Origin of the sequence: Rhodoferax mekongensis, from assembly GCF_032191775.1 — a bacterium.
In the GTDB taxonomy this organism is placed as follows: domain Bacteria; phylum Pseudomonadota; class Gammaproteobacteria; order Burkholderiales; family Burkholderiaceae_C; genus Allorhodoferax; species Allorhodoferax mekongensis.
In genome coordinates this window covers 1102006-1120669 of sequence record NZ_CP132507.1, presented here as the reverse complement: position 1 = coordinate 1120669, position 18664 = coordinate 1102006, and the positions used below count along the sequence as shown (strand labels likewise).

Below are 18664 nucleotides of genomic sequence, written 5' to 3'. Positions count from 1 at the left end.
ATGGACTCCCCCGTCTTTTTGCGCAAGAGTTGCGTACTGGTCGTCATGGGGATGGGGATCAGATCTTTCAACGTAAGGAGTCCGACATGAATGCTACTACCGTTGCAGTCGATCTTGCAAAGTCCGTCTTTCAACTCGCAGTTGCCGATGAGCACTGGTGCGTGGTGGAAACCCAGCGCCTCACGCGCACCCAGTTCGAGCGCTGGTTTCTCAACCGGGAAGTGAACCTCGTTGTCATGGAAGCCTGCGGCTCAGCCCACCACTGGGCCCGCTGGCTCAATGGCCTAGGCATTGAAGTTCGCCTTCTGCCTGCTCAGTACATCCGTGCCTACGTCAAACGCAACAAGACTGATGCCACCGATGCTGCGGCGTTACTGGAAGCTGCTCGCTGCGCCGATATTCGCCCGGTTCGGGTGAAGTCTGTTGAACAACAAGCACTGCAAGGCATGCACCGCATCCGCAGTCTGTGGATGGGAACGCGCACTTCCCGTATCAATGCTTTACGGGGCTTCTGCCGGGAATTCGGGATTGCGATTCCTGTGGGCGCGCGCACTGGCGTGGAGTCAATCAGCCGGGTACTGGCCGATCCCAACACGGCGGTGCCCGAGCTGATCCGGGGTACTGCCAAACTGCTGGTGGAAGAAATTCATTTGCTGGAGGCACGCATTGCCCAACTGGAACGCGAACTGGCTCGTCTGGCCAAGCTCAGCCCAGCTTGCACCACGTTGCTGTCGATTCCTGGCATTGGATTGCTTACGGCTACTGCGCTGGTGGCGGCAACATCAGGTGATGTGAGCCACTTTCAGGATGCGCGGCATTTCTCCAGTTGGTTTGGCCTGACGCCCAAGGAGTACAGCTCGGGCAATAGCCGTTATCTGGGACGCATCTCCAAGAAGGGGGACCGCTACCTGCGCATGCTGCTCACGCACGGGGCCAGGAGTGTACTGCGCTCAGCCAAGGTAGCCGAAGGCGCAGGCAAGGAGGTGTGTGGGGTCCGTCGCTGGGCGCTGGATGTGCAGTTCAGAAGCAATCACAACAAGGCTGCGTGCGCGCTGGCCAACAAGCTGGCGCGGATTTGTTATGCCACGCTCAGAGACAAGGAGCCGTTTGGCGAACAAACCGTGCGGCTATCCAAGAAGGTCAACAGGGAGACTTTCGTGATGCCGGTTTGACTGCCAACATCCAAAACAGCCGTCAACAAGAAGAAGCTTTGAAAACCCATCACGCGTTGCGACGAGATTGATCGACCATCATGGCCAACCGGGTTCACCCCACACCGATAGACGCCGATAACTCTTCCGGCAGCTTGCCTGCCGCTTGTAGCGTGTGGCGCATCGGTGACGCAGATTCCATGTCGGCACGGACCACAACAGAGTCCACTTTAGATGCCGGATATACGACTGCAGGCGCTTCCCCAACAGCCAAACTATCGATCAGTTTCTTGCGCTTGTGGGGGAGTCCATATATGTAGGGTTAGAGCGCTGAAGGCTCATCATCTGACGGTTTTGAAAGAATGGGTTGCCACGCACGAAACCAGTCTGTTGCCTCTGACTCCCACGGCCAAACACCCGATGTATTTGGAAAGACGAGCTGGACGACATCGAAGTGTGGCCCTTCATAGAACCACAGTGATTAGCCAAAGTACTCTTTGTAGTGAGATTGGTGGACCGTCGCGACCTCCATCTCAAAGTCGCCGATGAAACCAGAGTACCTTTTACCCGGTATGAATTTCTCGCCTTCTCGTACTCGCTTGTTGTACTCATTGACGACGAAGTGAGCCATGTCTCTTTTTAAGCCGATGACGACTACTTCGGGTGCACCACTCGTCTTTTGAATCCCGACGGAGTAGGCGAACGGAGGCAGCTCATCTTCCTCCGAGATGTGCATGACCTGACATCCGAACTTCTCGATGTTCTCTAGGAGCCTGCGATCAGATTCGTCCATGTGTTGCGCTCTAACGTAATGTATGCCGCAAAACCTGCGGGAAATTCTGGAGGCTGCGGGATAAACAGGACGCAAATTGCGCTGGAAAGCCTTTATTAGTCTCGATCTCCGAAATTTTCATATGCGTTGGTATAGGTATAAAAAATCTGACAAACCACGCACTTTGTAAGGAATGAGGTGAGCCAGTGATTTCACGATTTTTGCGCCTCAGAACCAGATTGAACATCCCCCAATCGGGTGTTTTTGTGAACGGCTGTTGCCGCTACAGATCAGGCGTTCACTTCACACCGTCCTTAAATCGAAAAACTGGCCTAAGCTACTTGCGCAACCAATGAAACATACAAGCTTCACAGCTGGCATATTTCTTGGTCATTTATGCCCCTAGCGCCCATGGAATATGCGCGAGCTGCTCCTGAAAATATAGCAAATCAGGAGACGATATATGCCGCAGACCCCGTGGACAACAGCTTGCCATCCGCGCCCAGAAACTCCATTCGGGTAGACGCCACGCGTGAGCCCAGGCGCATCACCTCGGCGTGCAGCTCGAACTGCTCGCCGATGCCGGGGCGCAGGTAGTCCACCCGCAAATCGATGGTGCCCAGTTTGGCAAAGCGGTGCAGGCGCTGCGAAGGCGCTTCGTCCATGTGGCGTGCGCCTATGGCCGCCATCACTGCCAAGCCACCCATGGCATCCAGCCCTGCGCTGATCACGCCGCCGTGTATGCGGTTATAGGCATAGTGCCCCACCAGCTCCGGGCGCATGGCAATACTGGCCTTCACTTTGTCAGGAGTGATGGAGGTTATCTTCAAGCCCAGCATCTGGTTGAAGACGATGCTCACTTCAAAGATGCTGGTCAGGCCTTCAATGAACTCAGCCTCAAAAACGATGGGCACTGCGGCTGACTCTGCATGGGGGGTTTTAGGCATGCCGCATTCTCACAGGCCGAGCTGACGGCTTGCCAACTCTTTCATGATTTCCTCAGCGCCGCCGCCGATCATCATCACCTTCACTTCGCGGTAAATACGCTCACAGGCCGTGCCCCGCATGTAGCCCATGCCACCCAAAATCTGCACGCCCTGGTCGGCGCAGAACTGCATGGTCTGGGTCGCATGGTTCTTTAGCAGGCACACCTGTGCCACCCACTCTGCACCTTTGGCCGACTTGTCGCCGCGGTCACCGGCGTCCGCCCGGGCGGCCACCGCATGCAGCCAGGCGCGGGTGGACTCGATGCGCATCTTCATGTCCATGAACTTGTGGCGGATCACCTGGTGATCAATCAGCGCGGTACCAAAGGTTTTGCGCTGCTGAGCCCAGCTCAAGGCTTCGTCGTAACAGCACTCCGCAAAGCCCAGCGCCATGGCTGCCATGGACAAGCGCTCGCCGTTGAAGTTGGTCAGGATGATCTTGAAACCCGCACCCTCCTCGCCCACGAGGTTGGAGGCCGGCACCCGCACGCCGTCAAAGCGCAGTTGCGCGGTGTCCGAGCAATGCCAGCCCATTTTTTGGAGAGGGCTGCGCGACAGGCCGGGCGCGTCGCCGGGCACCATGAGCATGGAGATGCCCATGGGACCTTTGTTCTTCAGGTCGGTGCGCACCGCCACCGTGATCCAGTCAGCGCGCATGCCGGAGGTGATGAAGGTTTTTTCACCATCCACCACGTACTCGTTGCCCTCCAGGCGGGCCGTGGTTTTGAGTGCCGAGACATCGGTGCCACCGCCGGGCTCGGTAATCGCCAGTGCGGCAATCTTGCGGCCGGCCAGCACATCGGGCACCACCTGCTGCTGCAGGGCCGCAGAGCCATGCCGCAGCACCGGAGGCAAGCCGATGTTGAGGCTGAACAGGCTGGCCATCAGGCCGCCACTGCCCCCGTTGCGGGCGAGCGCAATCGTGAGCGCGTTGCGCAGTGCCCAGGGTGCCGGTGTGCCACCAAAGCGCTCCGGGTATCCCAGCCCCAGCCACCCCAGATCGGCAGCGCGCTGGTACAGGCTGCGGGGGAACTCGCCCGCCTCTTCCCAGTCCGCCAGATGCGGGGCCACCTCGGTCTGGATGAAGCGGCGCGCCGCGTCTTCGACGGCAGCCACATCTTCCGGGCCGAGCTCCTGTGCCAATTCAGGGAGCGCGCTCATGACTGAAACACCTTGGGCGTGCTGGCGCGATGAAAGCCGTTGAAAGGCTTGATGGCATCGCGGGCTTGCGCCTTTTCGTCCGCCACGCGCATGGGCCAGCCCATGCGCACTTGGGGCCGTGCACCGTCGATGCGCAGCGTGGTACCGCTGATAAACGCCGCTGCAGGGCTCAGCAAAAACACAATGCCGGCGGAGGTTTCGGCCTCGGTGCCAAAGCGGCCCAAGGGCACCGTCTTGGCCATTTCGCGGAGCATGGGGCCCATTTCGGGCGGATAGTGGTCCATGCCGCTGGAAGCGATGTAGCCCGGCGCGACGGCGTTCACCCGCACCCCACGGCCTGCCCACTCGGTGGCTGCAGTCTCGGTAAAGCTCACCATACCGGCGCGCGCGGCACCACTGTGCCCCATGCCGGGCATGGAGCCCCACATGTCGGCCACGATGTTGACGATCGCGCCGCCATGCTTGCTCATGCTTTGGCTGAAGCACTCGCGTGCCATCAAGAAGCCGCCGGTCAGGTTGGTGTTGATGACCGCCTCCCAGCCCTTGGCGCTGATGGCTTCCAGCGGCGTCATGTACTGGCCGCCGGCGTTGTTCACCAGGCCGTCAATACGGCCGTGCTCGGCCACGATGGCAGCCACGCAGGCCTTCACGGCGTCTTCATTGCGGATGTCGCACACATGCTGGCTGACTTTGCCACCGTCCTCGGCGATCTCGGCTGCCGCTTTCTCCAGCTTTTCGGGCTTGCGGCCTATGAGCGCCACAGTGGCGCCCAAGGCCGCCAGCTCATGGGCTGTGCAGCGGCCAATGCCGGAGCCGCCTCCGGTAATCACCACCACTTTGCCGGCGAACAAGCCGGGCGCGAAGACAGAACCGTAATGCATCACACCTCCTGAATGAACATGGCCACGGCGTGTTCGCCGAGCGCTTCTACCGTGGCCCCTTTGGCGGGGTCGAACCATTGCACCGACCAGTTGAGCGCGCCCAGAATCAGCAGGCGCGCCACGCCCACCGGCGCCTTGAGCTGGCCACTGTTCTGCAGGGCTTGCAGCACCGGCATCCAAAGGGCCTCGTAGTCGGCAATCAGTTTGTGCAGCACCTTGCGCTGCGGGCGCTGCAAGGAGCGCCACTCGTACAGCATGACCGGCACAAAGTCATTCCCCGGCCCGAGCAGCACCTCAAAGTGCGCATGGACGAGGCGGCGCAGTTTGTCGGCCGGACTCAGTGCGGCATAGGCCGCGTCACCCAGCACACGCTGCTGGTTGGCCAGCGCCGAATGCATGCCCGCCTCCATGACGGCGAACAAGAGCGCGTCTTTGCTTTTGAAGTGGTAGAACGGCGAGCCGCTTTGCATGCCAGCCGCGTTGGCGATGTCGCGGGTGGTGGTAGCGGCGAACCCTTGGCGGCGGAAGAGCTGGGCTGCAGCTTTGAGCAGCTCGTGGCGGCGGTTGCCGTCATCACGCTCGTCTTCGGTTTTGCGGGGACGGCCGCGCGGGCGTTTGGCCTCAGGTGGCGCGACATCTTCAGCAGGCGCGGCAGGCAGGGTCTCGGTAGGGGTCATGTGTCGACCATACCAGCCTCATCTATTTTCAGCAAGCGCTTGCTTGGCAAAAATACTCAGGGAAAACGCGAGTGTCTTGGCGCTTTGTGGCTGAGGTGCAAAGGCAGCACCTCAGCTTCAGATTGCTATTATTTCAGGAGCTGTTCGCGCATATGGAACGAGCGCTAGCAGCCAAAAACACTTGAAAGTCAGACCTTGCTGAAGTCTGGCTTTCTTTTTTAGCGAAAGCGTAAACCACGCTCCGCGTGCAGCCTTCGGCTGTCGACTTCAGACTTTGCTGAAGTCGGGTTTACGCTTTTCCATAAACGCGGTGAACGCCTCTTTGGCAGAAGGTTCACCCAGCATGCGGCCGAAGCTCACGGCTTCTTCGTCGATGCGGGCCAGCACGTCAGCCAGTTGGCCTTTCTTGAGCAGGTGCTTGGTTTCGATCAGCGAGGCGATGGGCTTGGCGGCCAGCTTGCGGGCCTGGGCCTGGGCCACCGCATTGGCTTCGGTGGGCGGTACCACACGGTTAGCCAAACCTACTTCCAGAGCAGCTTCGGCCATGAAGGGCTCGCCCATGAGCAAGGCCTCGGCGGCGCGGTGGTAACCCATCATCTGGGGTACCAGCAGGCTGGAAGCCGCTTCCGGGCACAGGCCCAGGTTCACGAAGGGCATGGAGAAAGCTGCGTTGTCACCGGCGTACACCAGGTCGCAATGGAACAGCATGGTGGTGCCGATGCCCACTGCCGGGCCGCACACCGCCGCAACGATGGGCTTGGGGAATGCCGCCAGAGCCCGCAAAAAGCGAAACACCGGTGCGTCCTGCGCCTTGGGCGGTGCGCCCAGAAAGTCGCCGATGTCGTTGCCGGCGCTGAACACGGTGGCATCGCCCTGGAACACCACCACGCGCACGGCAGCATCGTCACGCGCAGCGTCCAGCGCATCGGCGCAGGCTGCATACATGGCCTGGGTAAAGGAGTTCTTTTTTTCGACCCGGTTCAGGGTGATGGTGGTGATGCCGGCGTCGGTGTGAATCAGGATGTCTTGCATGGTCGCTCGCTCAAATTTGGATGCGTGATTGGATCACTGTTTGTAATAGACGATCTGGTGCGTGGTCACCAGCAGCACGCCAGCTTCGTTCCAGAGCTGGCTGCTCTGGTCAAAAAAGCCATTGCGGAAGGCCTGCGCTTGCGCCTGCCCCAACAGGTAACCGGTGCCGGTCTGGGCCAGTTGCTCGGTGCTGGCGTGGAAGTACACCGTCAATGACACGGTGCCCACAGGCACGTGGGTGGCCCGGCGGATGAACACCCGGGGAAAGAAAACATCGGAGATGCAAGCCAGCGACGCAAAGTCCAGGGGGCGTGGCGGATTGTCCCGCACCCAGATTTGCGTGAGGCTGCTGTGGCCGCTGCCATCCCACACGGCAGGCAGCTGGCCGGTCACCGGGAGCTGCTCATAACGCTTCACAAACTCCATGGGCGCCATGACCTGCGGCGGCGGTACTTCGGCGGGTGGCGGGCACAGGGGCATGGGTTCTTCGTCCACACCCCAGGTCTCACGTCGCACGGCGGTCACCGCCGTGCCGGTCATGACAATCGCATCCCCCTGCTGAATCTCGATGGTCCAGTGCTGGGTCGACCGGTTGGTGCGGGCCGCACGCGCCATGACGGTGAAGGGGCCGTCGGTCAGCGCCGCGCAAAAATTTACCGTTAGTGACACCGGGTCGCCTAATCGCTCCGGGTGCTGCAGCACTCCGTTCAGGGCCTGTGCTGCGGTGATGCCACCAAAGGGCCCCACCATATTGGCGTAGGCCGGGTGGGTGTGGCCTGTCCAGCTGCCATCCGGCTGCGCCTGCAGCGCAATGGCTTCATCAAAAACGTGGGTACTCATTCAAGCGATCTCCAGATGGCTGCGGAGCATACAGCCCCATGCAAAAGGCCACCCGAAGGTGGCCTTGGTGTGACGCGCCTTACACGCGTTCAAAGATGCCGGCAGCGCCCTGACCAGTCCCTACGCACATGGTGACCATGCCGTACTTCAGGTTGTGGCGGCGCAGCGCGTGCACCACCGTGGCTGCACGGATGGCACCGGTAGCGCCCAGCGGGTGACCCAGCGCAATCGCACCACCCATGGGGTTGACCTTGGACGGGTCCAGACCCAGGGTGTTGATCACGGCCAGCGACTGGGCCGCAAAGGCTTCGTTCAGCTCGAACCAGTCGATGTCAGAGTGCTGCAGACCGGCGTAGCGCAGGGCGGCAGGGATGGCTTCAATGGGGCCGATACCCATGATTTCGGGTGGCACGCCACGGGCCGCAAAGCTCACAAAACGGGCCAAGGGGGTCAGGCCGAACTGCTTGACGGCTTTTTCGCTGGCCAGAATCAAAGCGCCTGCGCCATCGCTGGTCTGCGAGCTATTACCGGCAGTCACGCTGCCGCGTGCAGCGAACACGGGCTTGAGCTTGGCCAGGCCTTCGATAGAAGTGTCTGGGCGTGGGCCTTCGTCGAGGTTCACGGTGCGGGTGCGGGTGGACACTTCGCCGGTTGCCAGGTTGGGAGTGCGCTCGATCACATCGATGGGCGTGATCTCGTCGGTGAACTCGCCGGCTTGCTGGGCCTTGATGGCACGCAAGTGGGATTCAAGGGCGAAGGCGTCTTGCATTTCGCGCGTCACTTTCCACTGCTGGGCGACCTTTTCTGCGGTCAGACCCATGCCGTAGGCGATGCCGACGTTTTCGTCGCGGGCAAACACTTCGGGGTTGAACGAGGGCTTGCCACCGCCCATGGGCACCATGCTCATGGACTCGGCACCACCGGCGATCAGCACATCGGCCTCGCCCACACGGATGCGGTCTGCCGCCATCTGGATAGCGGAAATGCCTGACGCGCAGAAGCGGTTGACGGTGATACCGCCCACGGGGTGGTCAAAAGCCAAGCCCACGGCCACGCGGGCCATGTTCATGCCCTGCTCGCCCTCGGGGAAAGAGCAGCCAATGATGGCGTCTTCAATCGCCTTGGGGTCCAGGGTGGGGACTTGCAACATGGCGCTGCGCAGGGCAGACACCAGCAACTCGTCAGGGCGGGTGTTACGGAAATAGCCGCGGCCGGAACGTCCGATGGGCGTGCGCGTGGCGGCAACGATGTAAGCGTCTTGGACTTGTTTCATGAGGAAACTCCTTTATTTTTTCGGGGTGGGTATCCACGCCCAGATGAATTCACATTGGATGGGCTGTTCGCCCGATTCGTCGCTGACCAGCACCGGCACGCTGACCTCGCCTTTGTCGCTTTGCTGCATGAGCTGGCGCTGCGCATCCGACAAGGTGGCCACTGCGCGCATGGCGCCTTGAGCACGACGTTTGAAGTCGATGCGCATGGTCTTGGCCAGGGGCAGGCAGTCGTCACGCACATTCATGCCCACCACCATGCCAGTGGCCGTTTCAGCCAGCAATGCCATGGCAGCGGCATGCACGCCTTGAATGTGGTTTTGCACGCGGCGCACATTGGCCACGGCAATCTCCACACGTTCAGGCGCCATGTGCGCAAAGTCCAGACCTGCGGTGCCGGTGAAAGGCACTGCACGGCCCATGACCTTGTTGCGCAGCCAGGGGCGCAGGGCCGCAGGCACGCGGTCCAGCTTGGCGACCGAGCGTGCCAAGCGGTTGGGCCGGGCAGTCGATGCGTGGTCAGCGAGCATCGTCATGGCGCCAATCAGTTACGCACCGGCTTGCCGGTGGACATCATGCCCATGATGCGTTCTTGCGTCTTGGGGTGGGTCAGCAGGCTGCAGAAGGCCTTGCGTTCCATGGCCATAAGGTATTCCTCCGTCACCAGGGTGCCGGCATCCACTTGGCCGCCACAGACCACCTCTGCAATCAGCAAGCCGATATGGAAATCGTGTGCGCTGATGAAGCCGCCGTCGCGCATGTTGACCAGCTGGGCACGGATGGTGGCAATGCCACTGCGACCGGCCACGGGGAAGCTGCGCTTGTGCGGTGCACGGTAGCCGGAGGTGTACAAAGCTTTGGCCTCGTTGATGGCCACAAACAAGAGCTCGTCTTTGTGGGCTACCACTACGTCGCTCTCCAGCAAGTAACCCAGCTTGCGGCTTTCGAGCGCGCTGGTGCCTACCTTGGCCATGGCCGCAGCGGTGAAGCCTTCGGTCAGGAAAGGCAGCACGTCCTTGGAGGTGGACAGTGCCATGTTCTCTGCAGCGCGACGTGCGATGTAGGTCAAGCCGCCGGCACCGGGCACCAGGCCCACGCCGACTTCCACCAGACCGATGTAGCTTTCCATCGCCGCCACGCGCTTGCTGGAGTAGATGGCCAGTTCGCAACCACCGCCCAGCGCCAAACCGCGAATGGCAGAAATGACGGGCACGTTGGAGTAGCGCAGCTTGAGCATGGCGTTTTGCAGCTCGGCTTCTGCGCCTTCGATGGCTTTGGCGCCACCGATCATGAAGGCGGGCATCATGCCTTGCAGGTCGGCGCCGGCAGAGAACATTTCGTCCGGCGACCAGATCACCAGGCCTTGGTATTCCTTCTCGGCGAGCTCTTGGGCTTGCAACAGGCCTTCGATCACACCGCCACCGATGGCGTGCATCTTGGTTTTGATGCTGGCAATCAGCACCTGCTCATCGAGCGTCCACAGGCGGATGGACTCGTCTTCAAAAATGGGCTTGCCTGCGGTCTCGGCCTTGGGCGCGTTGGAACCCAGCACGCTCTCGGGGAAGTGCTGGCGCTCGTACACGGGCAGCTTGCGCACCGGTACAAAGGTGCCTGTGGTGGGGTTCCAGGAGCCTGCAGCGGTGTGCACACCCCCAGCGTCGGCCACGGGACCTTTGAACACCCACTCGGGCAGAGGCGCTTTGCACAGGGCCTTGCCGGCGGCTATGTCTTCCTGAACCATCTTGGCCACTTCGAGCCAACCAGCCTCTTGCCAGAGCTCGAACGGGCCTTGCTTCATGCCGAAGCCCCAGCGCATGCAGAAGTCCACATCGCGGGCGTTATCTGCAATGGACGCCAGGTGAATGGCAGCGTAGTGGAAACTGTTGCGCAGGATGGCCCACAGGAACTGCCCCTGCTTGCCTTCGGCATTGCGCAAGAGCTTCAGGCGCTCAGCGGCTGGCTTCTTGAGCATGCGGGCGTAGACCTCGTCGGCCTTCTCGCCGCCGGCCACGTATTCTTTGCTTTCACCATCGAAGCGCAGCACATCGCGGCCGACTTTCTTGAAGAAACCGGCTTTGGACTTCTGGCCCAGGTTGCCCATCTCCAACAGGGTCTTCAGCACCACAGGGGTGGCAAAGCTCTCGTAGAAGGGATCGGTTTCGATGCTGAGCGTGTCCTGCAACGTCTTGATGACGTGGGCCATGGTGTCCAAGCCCACCACGTCTGCCGTGCGGAACGTACCGGAGGATGCGCGACCCAGTTTCTTGCCGGTCAGGTCATCGACCACGTCGTAGGTCAGGCCGAAGTTTTCCACTTCCTTCATGGTGGCCAGCATGCCGGCGATACCGACGCGGTTGGCGATGAAGTTCGGGGAGTCCTTGGCACGCACCACACCCTTGCCCAGGGTGCTGGTCACGAAGCCTTCGAGCGCATCGAGGTAATGGGCTTCGGTAGTGGGGGTATTGATCAACTCCACCAGCGCCATGTAGCGGGGCGGGTTGAAGAAGTGGATACCGCAGAAACGGGGCTTGATGTCTTCAGGCAGCGCTTCCGACAGTTTGGTGATCGACAGGCCGGACGTGTTGGACGCAACAATCGTGTTGGGACCGATGAAGGGCGCGATCTTTTTGTAGAGGTCCAGCTTCCAGTCCATGCGCTCTGCGATGGCCTCGATGATGAGGTCGCAGTCACGCAGCTGTTCGAGGTGTTCTTCGTAGTTGGCCTGACCGATCAGAGCAGCATCATCCACCACGCCCAGAGGGGCGGGCTTGAGCTTCTTGAGGTTCTCAATGGCACGGGTGACGATGCCATTCTTGGGGCCTTCTTTGGCCGGCAGGTCAAACAGCACCACCGGCACTTTGACGTTGACGAGATGGGCCGCAATTTGTGCACCCATGACGCCGGCACCGAGCACAGCGACTTTACGGACTTGGAAGCGGGACATAGTTTTTCCTGAAATGATTACTGGATACGGGTCCAGGTTTGGGTTCGGCCGAAGAAGGCGATGGAACCGCGCATCTCCAGTTTTTTGCCACCCTCGATGGGGGTCAGGCGGGCGTTGTATTCCTTGCCCTCAGCAGGGTCCAGGATCTTGCCGCCATCCCATACGTCTTTGCCTTCCACTTTCTTGACTCCGCGGATGATCTCAAGACCCACGATGGGCTTGCCCTTGCGGTCGTCCTTGCATTCATCGCACTTGTCGTCCGGCTTGGCAGCGGGGTCTAGGCGCTTTTCGATGCGCGCAATGACTACGCCGTTCTCTTCAACAATCCGGATCTCCGACTTGGCCAGACCGGTTTTGTCGTCCACTTGGCGCCAGAGCCCCACGGGACTCATTTGCGCCATGGCGGCGGTAGCTGTCAGGCTGAGAGCAATTACGAGCGTGTTGCGAATCATGAAAGTCTCCTGTCGTTAAAAAAGTGGAAGGGGAAACGCAGTACTTTTTTAAGCCAAGGCGGCGTCGGTGTCCATCAAAACCTTGGAGCCGGTGCGGGCTGTGCGCATCAGGGTCGCGGTCTCGGGGAACAGCTTGGCGAAGTAGAAGCGTGCGGTCTGCAGCTTGGCGGTGTAGAACGGGTCGGTGCTACCGGCCGCAATTTCACGCAGTGCCACCTGGGCCATACGGGCAAAGAAGTAGCCGAACACCAAGTGACCTGCCACACGCAGGTAATCCACTGCAGCGGCGCCCACTTCGTCGGGGTTCTGGAAACCCTTGAAGCCGACTTCGGTGGTGAACTTGGTCATCTGGTCGCCCAGAATCGCCACCGGGGTGATGAACTCGGACATCTTCTCGTTCACGCCCTCTTCTTCCACCAGCTTGCCGATGAGTTTGCCGAACTTCTTGAGCGTGGCGCCGTTGTTGCCCAGCACCTTGCGGCCCAACAAGTCCAGCGACTGGATGGTGTTGGTGCCTTCATAGATCATGTTGATGCGGTTATCGCGCACAAACTGCTCCATGCCCCATTCCTTGATGAAGCCGTGGCCGCCGAAGACCTGCATGCAGGCGTTGGTAGCAATGTGGCCGTTGTCGGTCAGGAAGGCTTTGGCAATCGGGGTCAGCAAAGCGAGCATTTCGCCTGCGTCTTTGCGCACCTTTTCATCGGGGTGGTTGTGCTCTTTTTCCAGCAGCATGGAGCAGTAGACCTGCAAGGCACGACCGCCGTCAGCGTAGGCACGAGCAGTCATCAGCATCTTGCGCACGTCGGGGTGCACGATGATGGGGTCAGCAGGCTTGTCTTTGGCCTTGGTACCGGAGAGGCTGCGCATCTGGATGCGATCTTTGGCGTAGGCCAAGGCGCTCTGGAATGCGACTTCGGTGAGGCCCAGGGACTGGTTGCCTACGCCCAGGCGTGCGGCATTCATCATCACGAACATGCCTTGCATGCCCTTGTTGGCCTGGCCGACGATGGTGCCCACAGCGTTTTCCAAGACCATCTGGCAGGTGGCATTGCCATGGATGCCCATTTTGTGCTCCAGGCCGCCACAGTAAATGCCATTGCGCTCGCCAAGGGAACCGTCTGCATTCACATGGAACTTGGGCACGATGAAGAGACTGATGCCTTTGATGCCAGGAGGCGCATCGGGCAAGCGGGCCAACACCAGGTGGATGATGTTGTCGGTCATGTCGTGTTCGCCGGCGCTGATGAAGATCTTGTTGCCGGTGATTTTGTAGGTACCGTCGGCCTGAGGCTCAGCCTTGGTGCGCATCAGACCCAAATCGGTACCGCAGTGGGGCTCGGTCAGGCACATGGTGCCGGTCCATTCGCCGCTGGTCATCTTGGGCAGGTAGGTGGCTTTTTGCTCAGGGGTGCCGTGGGTTTCCAGTGCGGCATACGCACCGTGGGTCAGACCGGGGTACATGGTCCAGGCCTGGTTGGCGCTGTTGAGCATTTCGTAGAACATGCCGTTGACCACATAGGGCAGGCCTTGTCCGCCGTACTCGGGGTCGCAGGCCAACGCTGCCCAACCGCCGTCGATGTACTGGCGATAAGCTTCTTTGAAGCCCTTGGGGGTGGTGACCTTGTGGGTGGTCTGGTCGATCGTGCAACCTTCGGTGTCACCGCTGATGTTCAGGGGGAAGGCCACTTCGGCAGCGAACTTGCCGCCTTCTTCCAACACCGCGTTAATGGTGTCTGCATCGATGTCCGCGTGCTTGGGGATTTGTTTCAAGTCATCCGCCACTTTGAGCACTTCGTGCATCACAAACTGCATGTCACGGATCGGGGGGGTATAGGTGGGCATGGTGAGTTCTCCTAGGTAACTGGGGGTGAAGATGGGTTCTGGCGCTTACACGGAGGTGATTGCGTAGCGCGCAAGGATGTTGGAAAAACCACGGTTCGCGCGCTCAATGGAACCGGGGTTTTTGAGGAAACGGGCTTCGTAGTGCAGGGCCAGGATGAGGCCGTGGATTTCAAAGGCCATCTGTTGTTCATCTGCTTCCGGACGCAGGTGGCCGCATTGCTTGGCCAGCACGACAGCGCGGTACAAGGCGCTGAGCCAGGTTTGTACGGAAGAGGCCAGAGCGTCGCGCACCGGGCCCGGGCGGTCGTCGAATTCGACGGCGCCGCTGATGAAAATGCAACCGGACTGGATTTCCACGGCGACGCGCTTCATCCAATTGCCGAACAAAGCTTCCACGCGTGGCAGTCCGCGGTCCGCATGCAGGGCTGGATAAAAGACTTCCTGCTCAAAGCGATTGAAGTATTCGCGGATCACGGAGATCTGCATTTCCTCGCGGGAGCCGAAGTGCGCAAACACGCCGGACTTGCTCATCTGCGTGACTTCCGCCAGCGCACCGATGCTCAGGCCTTCGAGACCGATCTGGGTCGCAAGGCCCAGCGCAGCTTCCACAATGGCCGCTTTGGTTTGCTGCCCTTTTTGCATGGCGCGGCGTGCGGGTGCGCGTTTGGCACCAGCCTCTGCAGGCACAGCTTCTAGAGCGTTTTCAGTGACAGACGACATAAGCGAAATACCATCCAAAATAGAACGATCGTGCTATTTTGCAGCATTTCACCGAGTGCTGTGAAGTATCCGCCCCCTCTAGAGGGTCACTTCTAAGGAAATCTAGGGTTTACCCGAGGATGAGGGCAAGTGCCGGCTCCAGGTGTTCCGAGGGCGAGCGCTTGAATCCGGAACGGGCATAACGCTGCAAGCGCCCGGCCACAAAAGCCACCACGGCCGCGGCTTGCACTTGCGGGTCCGGCCTGGGCCCGGATGCGGGCGTATGCAAGGCCGCATCGCGCAGGCACTGCTTGATGGTGGACTCCACTTTGTCGAACAGCGCGTTCATGCGTTGCTGCAGGCGCTCGTGCTCCAACACCAGGGCATCGCCCACCATGACGCGGGTCATGCCGGGGTTCTTTTCTGCAAACTGCACCAACATGCCTGCGATCCGGCTTGCCTGACGCGTGCCGGTTGCGGGGCCGACGTCAGCAGCCTCTTTCTCGACGATCTGATTGATCAGTGAAAAAACAGTTTGCTCGATGAAGTCAATCAGTCCCTCGAACATCTGGGCCTTGCTCGCAAAATGGCGGTAAAGCGCAGCTTCACTCACCTCCAGACGCGCGGCCAGTGCAGCGGTGGTAATGCGTTCCCCCCTGGCTGCTCCAACATGGTCGCGAGCATTTGGAGGATCTGAACCCGGCGCTCACCCGGCTTGGGCCGCTTGCGCGCGGGTGCCGCGTCGTCGGGTTGAGCCGAGGTGTCAGGGGTGTCGGTCGGGGCAGCCGAGGAGTCAGACATAGGTTGCTCTGCAGAACGTTGAAGTTAGTGGCCACTCAAATTTTCGCACACGCCAACAGGCCACTTTGAATTTCAGGCCGGGGGGAATCGAAGCCCTACACACAGACCCCGCCCCGCTCCGCCGGGCTTGAGCTCCAGCTGACTGCGATGGACCAGCGCAATTTCATTGGCAATCGCAAGCCCCAGACCATTGCCCTCCACGGCCGTACCCGCAACCCGGTAAAAGCGTTCCAGCACACGCTGGTGCTCAGCCTCTGGCACGCCGGGGCCGTCGTCTTCCACCTCCAGAAACGCATAGCGCCCCTGGCCGCAGCGGATGGTGACGTGCCCGCCTGAGGGTGTGTACTTGATCGCGTTATCGACCAGATTCACCAGCAATTCGCGCAACAACCACTCTTGCCCGCTGATGTGCACCGGGCTGGCATCAAGCCCCAAGTCTATGTTTTTGTCCATCGCCGCATCCAGTTGCGACTCCAGTACCGCCTCGCACAGTTGCTGCAGATCGATGCGTTGCAACGGCTGCACATTGGCGCTGCGCGCATCAGCCCTTGAGAGGGCCAGCAACTGGTTGGCAAGCTGGGACGTCCTGCGGGCAGCGTGGCGCAAGCGCAAGACCTGATCCGCTCCTAAAGTGATAGCAGCTTGCGCAGATCCGGCGGGCGCTGATGCCGTATTTTTATCGGAAGTCTGGGCATCCACCGCTTGGGCCCAGGCTTCTACTTGGGCCTGTAGTCCGGCTAGCGGCGTACGCAGTTGGTGCGCCGCATCCGCCACGAAACGGGCCTGGCTTTCGGCCTGGGCATTCACCAGACCGAACAGCCGGTTCAAGGACACCACCAACGGCCTCACCTCATCGGGCGAAGCGTCCGGGTCCAGGGCCGACAAATCGCGCGGGGAACGCCGCTCCAAAGCATCCCGCAGTTCCAGCAAGGGGCGCAGTGCGGTGCCCACTGCCCAACGCACTGCAAAAAAACCGGCGAAGGCGAGCACCAGGTTCGGCAGCACCACCTTCAACGCGAGCAAGCGCAGCCATTGCTGGCGGGGGTCTGAACCATCCGCCAAGCGAACCACCAATTCACCCGCCACGGTCTGTACCCGTTGGCTGACGATGCGGTAAGTTACCCCCTCAAACTCTTCACTGGAAAATGCGGGTTCTTTAGTCGTGGGCGGGGCCCCTGAAAGCCAGTCTGCTCCCACGCGCACCACGCCATCCAAGCCAGCGACGGCAATTGCTGCAGCGCCCGGCCGACTGTTCAAGAACTCTTCCACAGGTGGTGCGGTGAGCAATACAGGAACCGCGGCCGCCGTATCGCCCCGGGCGACGATGGAGTCAGCCAACAAAGGCACCAGGCTGAGGAGCTGACTGTCTTGCTGCAGCGCTGCGCTGTCTGCAGAGCGGTAGTCGAACCACGCATTCAACAAAGCCAGTACAAATAAAGGCAACAAGAGCAGAAGCAACAGGCGCCGCTGCAAACCGGTGGACATGCCGGCGTTCACCATTCAGGCTGCGATGAGTTCCAGGCGGTAACCGAAGCCGCGAATGGAGCGAAGCGCCACGCCATGCGGCTCCAGTTTGCCGCGCAGCCGGGAGATGTACACCTCCACGGCATTCGGGGTGATTTCTTTGTCCCAGCCAGTGAGTGCTTGCAAAAGCTTGTCCTTGTTGGCAGGCTTGGGCGCTTGCAGGAGCAGGTATTCCATTACGGTCCATTCGCGGGGGCCCAGCTCCAATGGAGTGGCAATCAGTCCATCACCACGGATACAGGCCACGCGCTGGGCAGTATCCAGCTCCAGGGGGCCAAAGCTCAGGATCGATGAGGTTGCAGCCTGCGAGCGGCGCAAAAGTGCACGCAAGCGGGCCAGCAGCTCAGGCAGCTCGAAGGGTTTGACCATGTAGTCATCTGCGCCCATATCGAGACCCTGCACGCGGTCCTGCAATGCATCTCGCGCCGTGAGAATCAGCACCGGCATGGTCTGGCCATTTTTGCGCAGGGAATGGGTCAAGGCCAAGCCATCCATGTGCGGCAGCCCGATGTCCACCACCGCCACATCAAAGGACTCCGTCTGGGTGACTTCGAGCGCACGCTCTGCGCTACCCACCCAATCCACGGCATAGCCGGCATCGGTCAAGCCCAGCTTGATGCCGCTAGCCACCATCACATCGTCTTCAACCAACAGGAGTCGCATCAAAACCCTCTCTGGCGCACTACCGTTATGCGCGAGTAGCTACAAAATAGATAGCAAATGGATTACTGCGACCGGATCATGGTGCCAAAGGCCTGATCAGTCAGAATCTCTAGCAACAGCACGTGCGGGACACGGCCGTCAATGATGTGCACCGAGTTCACGCCGCTCTTGGCTGCATCCAGTGCGCCGGCAATCTTGGGCAGCATGCCGCCGCTGATCGTGCCGTCGGCAAACAGTTCATCAATACGTTTTGCGGTCAGGTCTGTCATCAGGACGCCTTGCTTGTCCAACACGCCACTGATGTTGGTCAACATCATGAGCTTCTCGGCCTGCAACACCGTAGCGAGCTTGGCTGCCACCACGTCGGCATTGATGTTGTAGCTTTCATTGTTCTCGCCGAAGCCGATGGGGCTGACCACAGGAATAAAGGCGTCATCCTGCAGGGCCTTCACCACACTGGGGTCTACGCTGACGATATCGCCCACCTGGCCGACGTCATGCTCTTTGGTCGGGTCTGCACTGTCCACCATCTTGAGCTTTTGGGCCCGGATCATGGCGCCATCGCGGCCCGTCAGGCCCACGGCCTTGCCACCAGCCTGGTTGATCAGCCCGACAATGTCCTGCTGCACCTCACCACCCAAGACCCATTCAACCACTTCCATGGTTTCGGGGTCGGTCACGCGCATGCCCTGAATGAACTCCCCTTTTTTGCCGAGGCGCTTCAGCAAGCCTTCGATCTGGGGACCACCGCCGTGCACAACCACAGGGTTGATGCCCACCAACTTGAGCAACACCACATCCTCCGCGAAGGCTTTTTGCAAGGCCGGGTCCGTCATGGCATTGCCGCCGTACTTGATCACCATGGTCTTGCCGTGAAACTTGCGGATGTAAGGCAAGGCACGAGCCAGAATTTGGGCTTGATCGAACGGGGCAATGGTGATGGCGGTCGTAGCGTCTGTCATGAA

General features: G+C 60.4%; 16 protein-coding genes and 2 pseudogenes. 1 reads left to right on the top strand and 17 read right to left on the bottom strand.

All coding sequences use genetic code 11. The features are described from left to right. The first annotated feature begins 86 nt into the window (after positions 1-86). Positions 87-1172, top strand: coding sequence for an IS110 family RNA-guided transposase (locus RAN89_RS05320; protein ID WP_313868584.1), 1086 nt, complete (start codon positions 87-89; stop codon positions 1170-1172). Positions 1173-1473: 301 nt separating this feature from the next. Here the strand turns inward: RAN89_RS05320 and RAN89_RS05315 are convergent. The 17 genes and pseudogenes from RAN89_RS05315 to argB all read right to left on the bottom strand — a co-directional run bounded on the left by RAN89_RS05315 (position 1474) and on the right by argB (position 18661). Beyond that, positions 1474-1944 (bottom strand): annotated as a pseudogene (locus tag RAN89_RS05315) (DUF4262 domain-containing protein). Positions 1945-2372: 428 nt separating this feature from the next. Next, on the bottom strand, positions 2373-2870 hold the full coding sequence (locus RAN89_RS05310) for a thioesterase family protein (RefSeq protein WP_313868583.1): 498 nt from the start codon (positions 2868-2870) through the stop codon (positions 2373-2375). Positions 2871-2879: 9 nt separating this feature from the next. Next, complete coding sequence (locus tag RAN89_RS05305; RefSeq protein ID WP_313868582.1) at positions 2880-4070, bottom strand: acyl-CoA dehydrogenase family protein; 1191 nt, start codon at positions 4068-4070, stop codon at positions 2880-2882. Next, on the bottom strand, positions 4067-4951 hold the full coding sequence (locus RAN89_RS05300; protein WP_313868581.1) for an SDR family oxidoreductase: 885 nt from the start codon (positions 4949-4951) through the stop codon (positions 4067-4069). Before RAN89_RS05300 ends, RAN89_RS05305 begins: the two co-directional genes overlap by 4 nt. Further along, positions 4951-5628 (bottom strand): TetR/AcrR family transcriptional regulator, encoded by a 678-nt coding sequence (locus RAN89_RS05295; protein ID WP_313868580.1) that lies wholly within the window; start codon positions 5626-5628, stop codon positions 4951-4953. The genes RAN89_RS05300 and RAN89_RS05295 overlap by 1 nt, the downstream gene beginning before the upstream one ends. A gap of 267 nt (positions 5629-5895) precedes the next feature. Continuing rightward, positions 5896-6660: an enoyl-CoA hydratase gene (locus tag RAN89_RS05290; RefSeq protein ID WP_313868579.1), complete on the bottom strand. Its 765-nt coding sequence runs from the start codon at positions 6658-6660 to the stop codon at positions 5896-5898. Positions 6661-6693: 33 nt separating this feature from the next. Beyond that, complete coding sequence (locus RAN89_RS05285) at positions 6694-7500, bottom strand: acyl-CoA thioesterase (RefSeq protein WP_313868578.1); 807 nt, start codon at positions 7498-7500, stop codon at positions 6694-6696. Positions 7501-7579: 79 nt separating this feature from the next. Then, the gene (locus RAN89_RS05280) at positions 7580-8773 is read right to left on the bottom strand and encodes an acetyl-CoA C-acyltransferase (RefSeq protein WP_087496236.1); all 1194 of its coding nucleotides are present in this window, start codon (positions 8771-8773) and stop codon (positions 7580-7582) included. 12 nt (positions 8774-8785) lie between these two features. Next, positions 8786-9301, bottom strand: a complete 516-nt coding sequence (locus RAN89_RS05275; RefSeq protein ID WP_313869346.1) for a DUF4442 domain-containing protein — start codon at positions 9299-9301, stop codon at positions 8786-8788. Between the two features lie 14 nt (positions 9302-9315). After that, positions 9316-11715, bottom strand: coding sequence for a 3-hydroxyacyl-CoA dehydrogenase/enoyl-CoA hydratase family protein (locus tag RAN89_RS05270; RefSeq protein WP_313868577.1), 2400 nt, complete (start codon positions 11713-11715; stop codon positions 9316-9318). A gap of 17 nt (positions 11716-11732) precedes the next feature. After that, positions 11733-12167 carry a DUF2147 domain-containing protein gene (locus RAN89_RS05265; RefSeq protein ID WP_087496233.1) on the bottom strand — a complete coding sequence of 145 codons (435 nt, stop codon included), beginning with the start codon at positions 12165-12167 and terminating at the stop codon, positions 11733-11735. A gap of 48 nt (positions 12168-12215) precedes the next feature. After that, a complete protein-coding gene (locus RAN89_RS05260; protein WP_313868576.1) occupies positions 12216-14012 on the bottom strand; it encodes an acyl-CoA dehydrogenase C-terminal domain-containing protein in 1797 nt (598 codons plus the stop codon). A gap of 45 nt (positions 14013-14057) precedes the next feature. Next, positions 14058-14654: a TetR/AcrR family transcriptional regulator gene (locus RAN89_RS05255; RefSeq protein ID WP_428984496.1), complete on the bottom strand. Its 597-nt coding sequence runs from the start codon at positions 14652-14654 to the stop codon at positions 14058-14060. 187 nt (positions 14655-14841) lie between these two features. After that, positions 14842-15512, bottom strand: a pseudogene (slmA, locus tag RAN89_RS05250) (nucleoid occlusion factor SlmA). A 72-nt stretch (positions 15513-15584) separates the two neighbouring features. Continuing rightward, on the bottom strand, positions 15585-16997 hold the full coding sequence (locus tag RAN89_RS05245) for a sensor histidine kinase (RefSeq protein WP_313868574.1): 1413 nt from the start codon (positions 16995-16997) through the stop codon (positions 15585-15587). 15 nt (positions 16998-17012) lie between these two features. Continuing rightward, entirely contained in the window at positions 17013-17699 is a 687-nt protein-coding gene (locus RAN89_RS05240) for a response regulator (RefSeq protein ID WP_313868573.1), read from the bottom strand. A gap of 62 nt (positions 17700-17761) precedes the next feature. After that, entirely contained in the window at positions 17762-18661 is a 900-nt protein-coding gene (argB, locus tag RAN89_RS05235) for an acetylglutamate kinase (RefSeq protein ID WP_313868572.1), read from the bottom strand. Between the last annotated feature and the right edge of the window lie 3 nt (positions 18662-18664).

Excerpts from the sequence above, each read along its gene's own strand:
- RAN89_RS05320 (WP_313868584.1), top strand. The coding sequence starts at position 87 with ATGAATGCTACTACCGTTGCAGTCGATCTTGCAAAGTCCGTCTTTCAA.
- RAN89_RS05310 (WP_313868583.1), bottom strand. The coding sequence starts at position 2,870 with ATGCCTAAAACCCCCCATGCAGAGTCAGCCGCAGTGCCCATCGTTTTT.
- RAN89_RS05305 (WP_313868582.1), bottom strand. The coding sequence starts at position 4,070 with ATGAGCGCGCTCCCTGAATTGGCACAGGAGCTCGGCCCGGAAGATGTG.
- RAN89_RS05300 (WP_313868581.1), bottom strand. The coding sequence starts at position 4,951 with ATGCATTACGGTTCTGTCTTCGCGCCCGGCTTGTTCGCCGGCAAAGTG.
- RAN89_RS05295 (WP_313868580.1), bottom strand. The coding sequence starts at position 5,628 with ATGACCCCTACCGAGACCCTGCCTGCCGCGCCTGCTGAAGATGTCGCG.
- RAN89_RS05290 (WP_313868579.1), bottom strand. The coding sequence starts at position 6,660 with ATGCAAGACATCCTGATTCACACCGACGCCGGCATCACCACCATCACC.
- RAN89_RS05285 (WP_313868578.1), bottom strand. The coding sequence starts at position 7,500 with ATGAGTACCCACGTTTTTGATGAAGCCATTGCGCTGCAGGCGCAGCCG.
- RAN89_RS05280 (WP_087496236.1), bottom strand. The coding sequence starts at position 8,773 with ATGAAACAAGTCCAAGACGCTTACATCGTTGCCGCCACGCGCACGCCC.
- RAN89_RS05275 (WP_313869346.1), bottom strand. The coding sequence starts at position 9,301 with ATGCTCGCTGACCACGCATCGACTGCCCGGCCCAACCGCTTGGCACGC.
- RAN89_RS05270 (WP_313868577.1), bottom strand. The coding sequence starts at position 11,715 with ATGTCCCGCTTCCAAGTCCGTAAAGTCGCTGTGCTCGGTGCCGGCGTC.
- RAN89_RS05265 (WP_087496233.1), bottom strand. The coding sequence starts at position 12,167 with ATGATTCGCAACACGCTCGTAATTGCTCTCAGCCTGACAGCTACCGCC.
- RAN89_RS05260 (WP_313868576.1), bottom strand. The coding sequence starts at position 14,012 with ATGCCCACCTATACCCCCCCGATCCGTGACATGCAGTTTGTGATGCAC.
- RAN89_RS05255 (WP_428984496.1), bottom strand. The coding sequence starts at position 14,654 with ATGCAAAAAGGGCAGCAAACCAAAGCGGCCATTGTGGAAGCTGCGCTG.
- RAN89_RS05245 (WP_313868574.1), bottom strand. The coding sequence starts at position 16,997 with ATGTCCACCGGTTTGCAGCGGCGCCTGTTGCTTCTGCTCTTGTTGCCT.
- RAN89_RS05240 (WP_313868573.1), bottom strand. The coding sequence starts at position 17,699 with ATGCGACTCCTGTTGGTTGAAGACGATGTGATGGTGGCTAGCGGCATC.
- argB (WP_313868572.1), bottom strand. The coding sequence starts at position 18,661 with ATGACAGACGCTACGACCGCCATCACCATTGCCCCGTTCGATCAAGCC.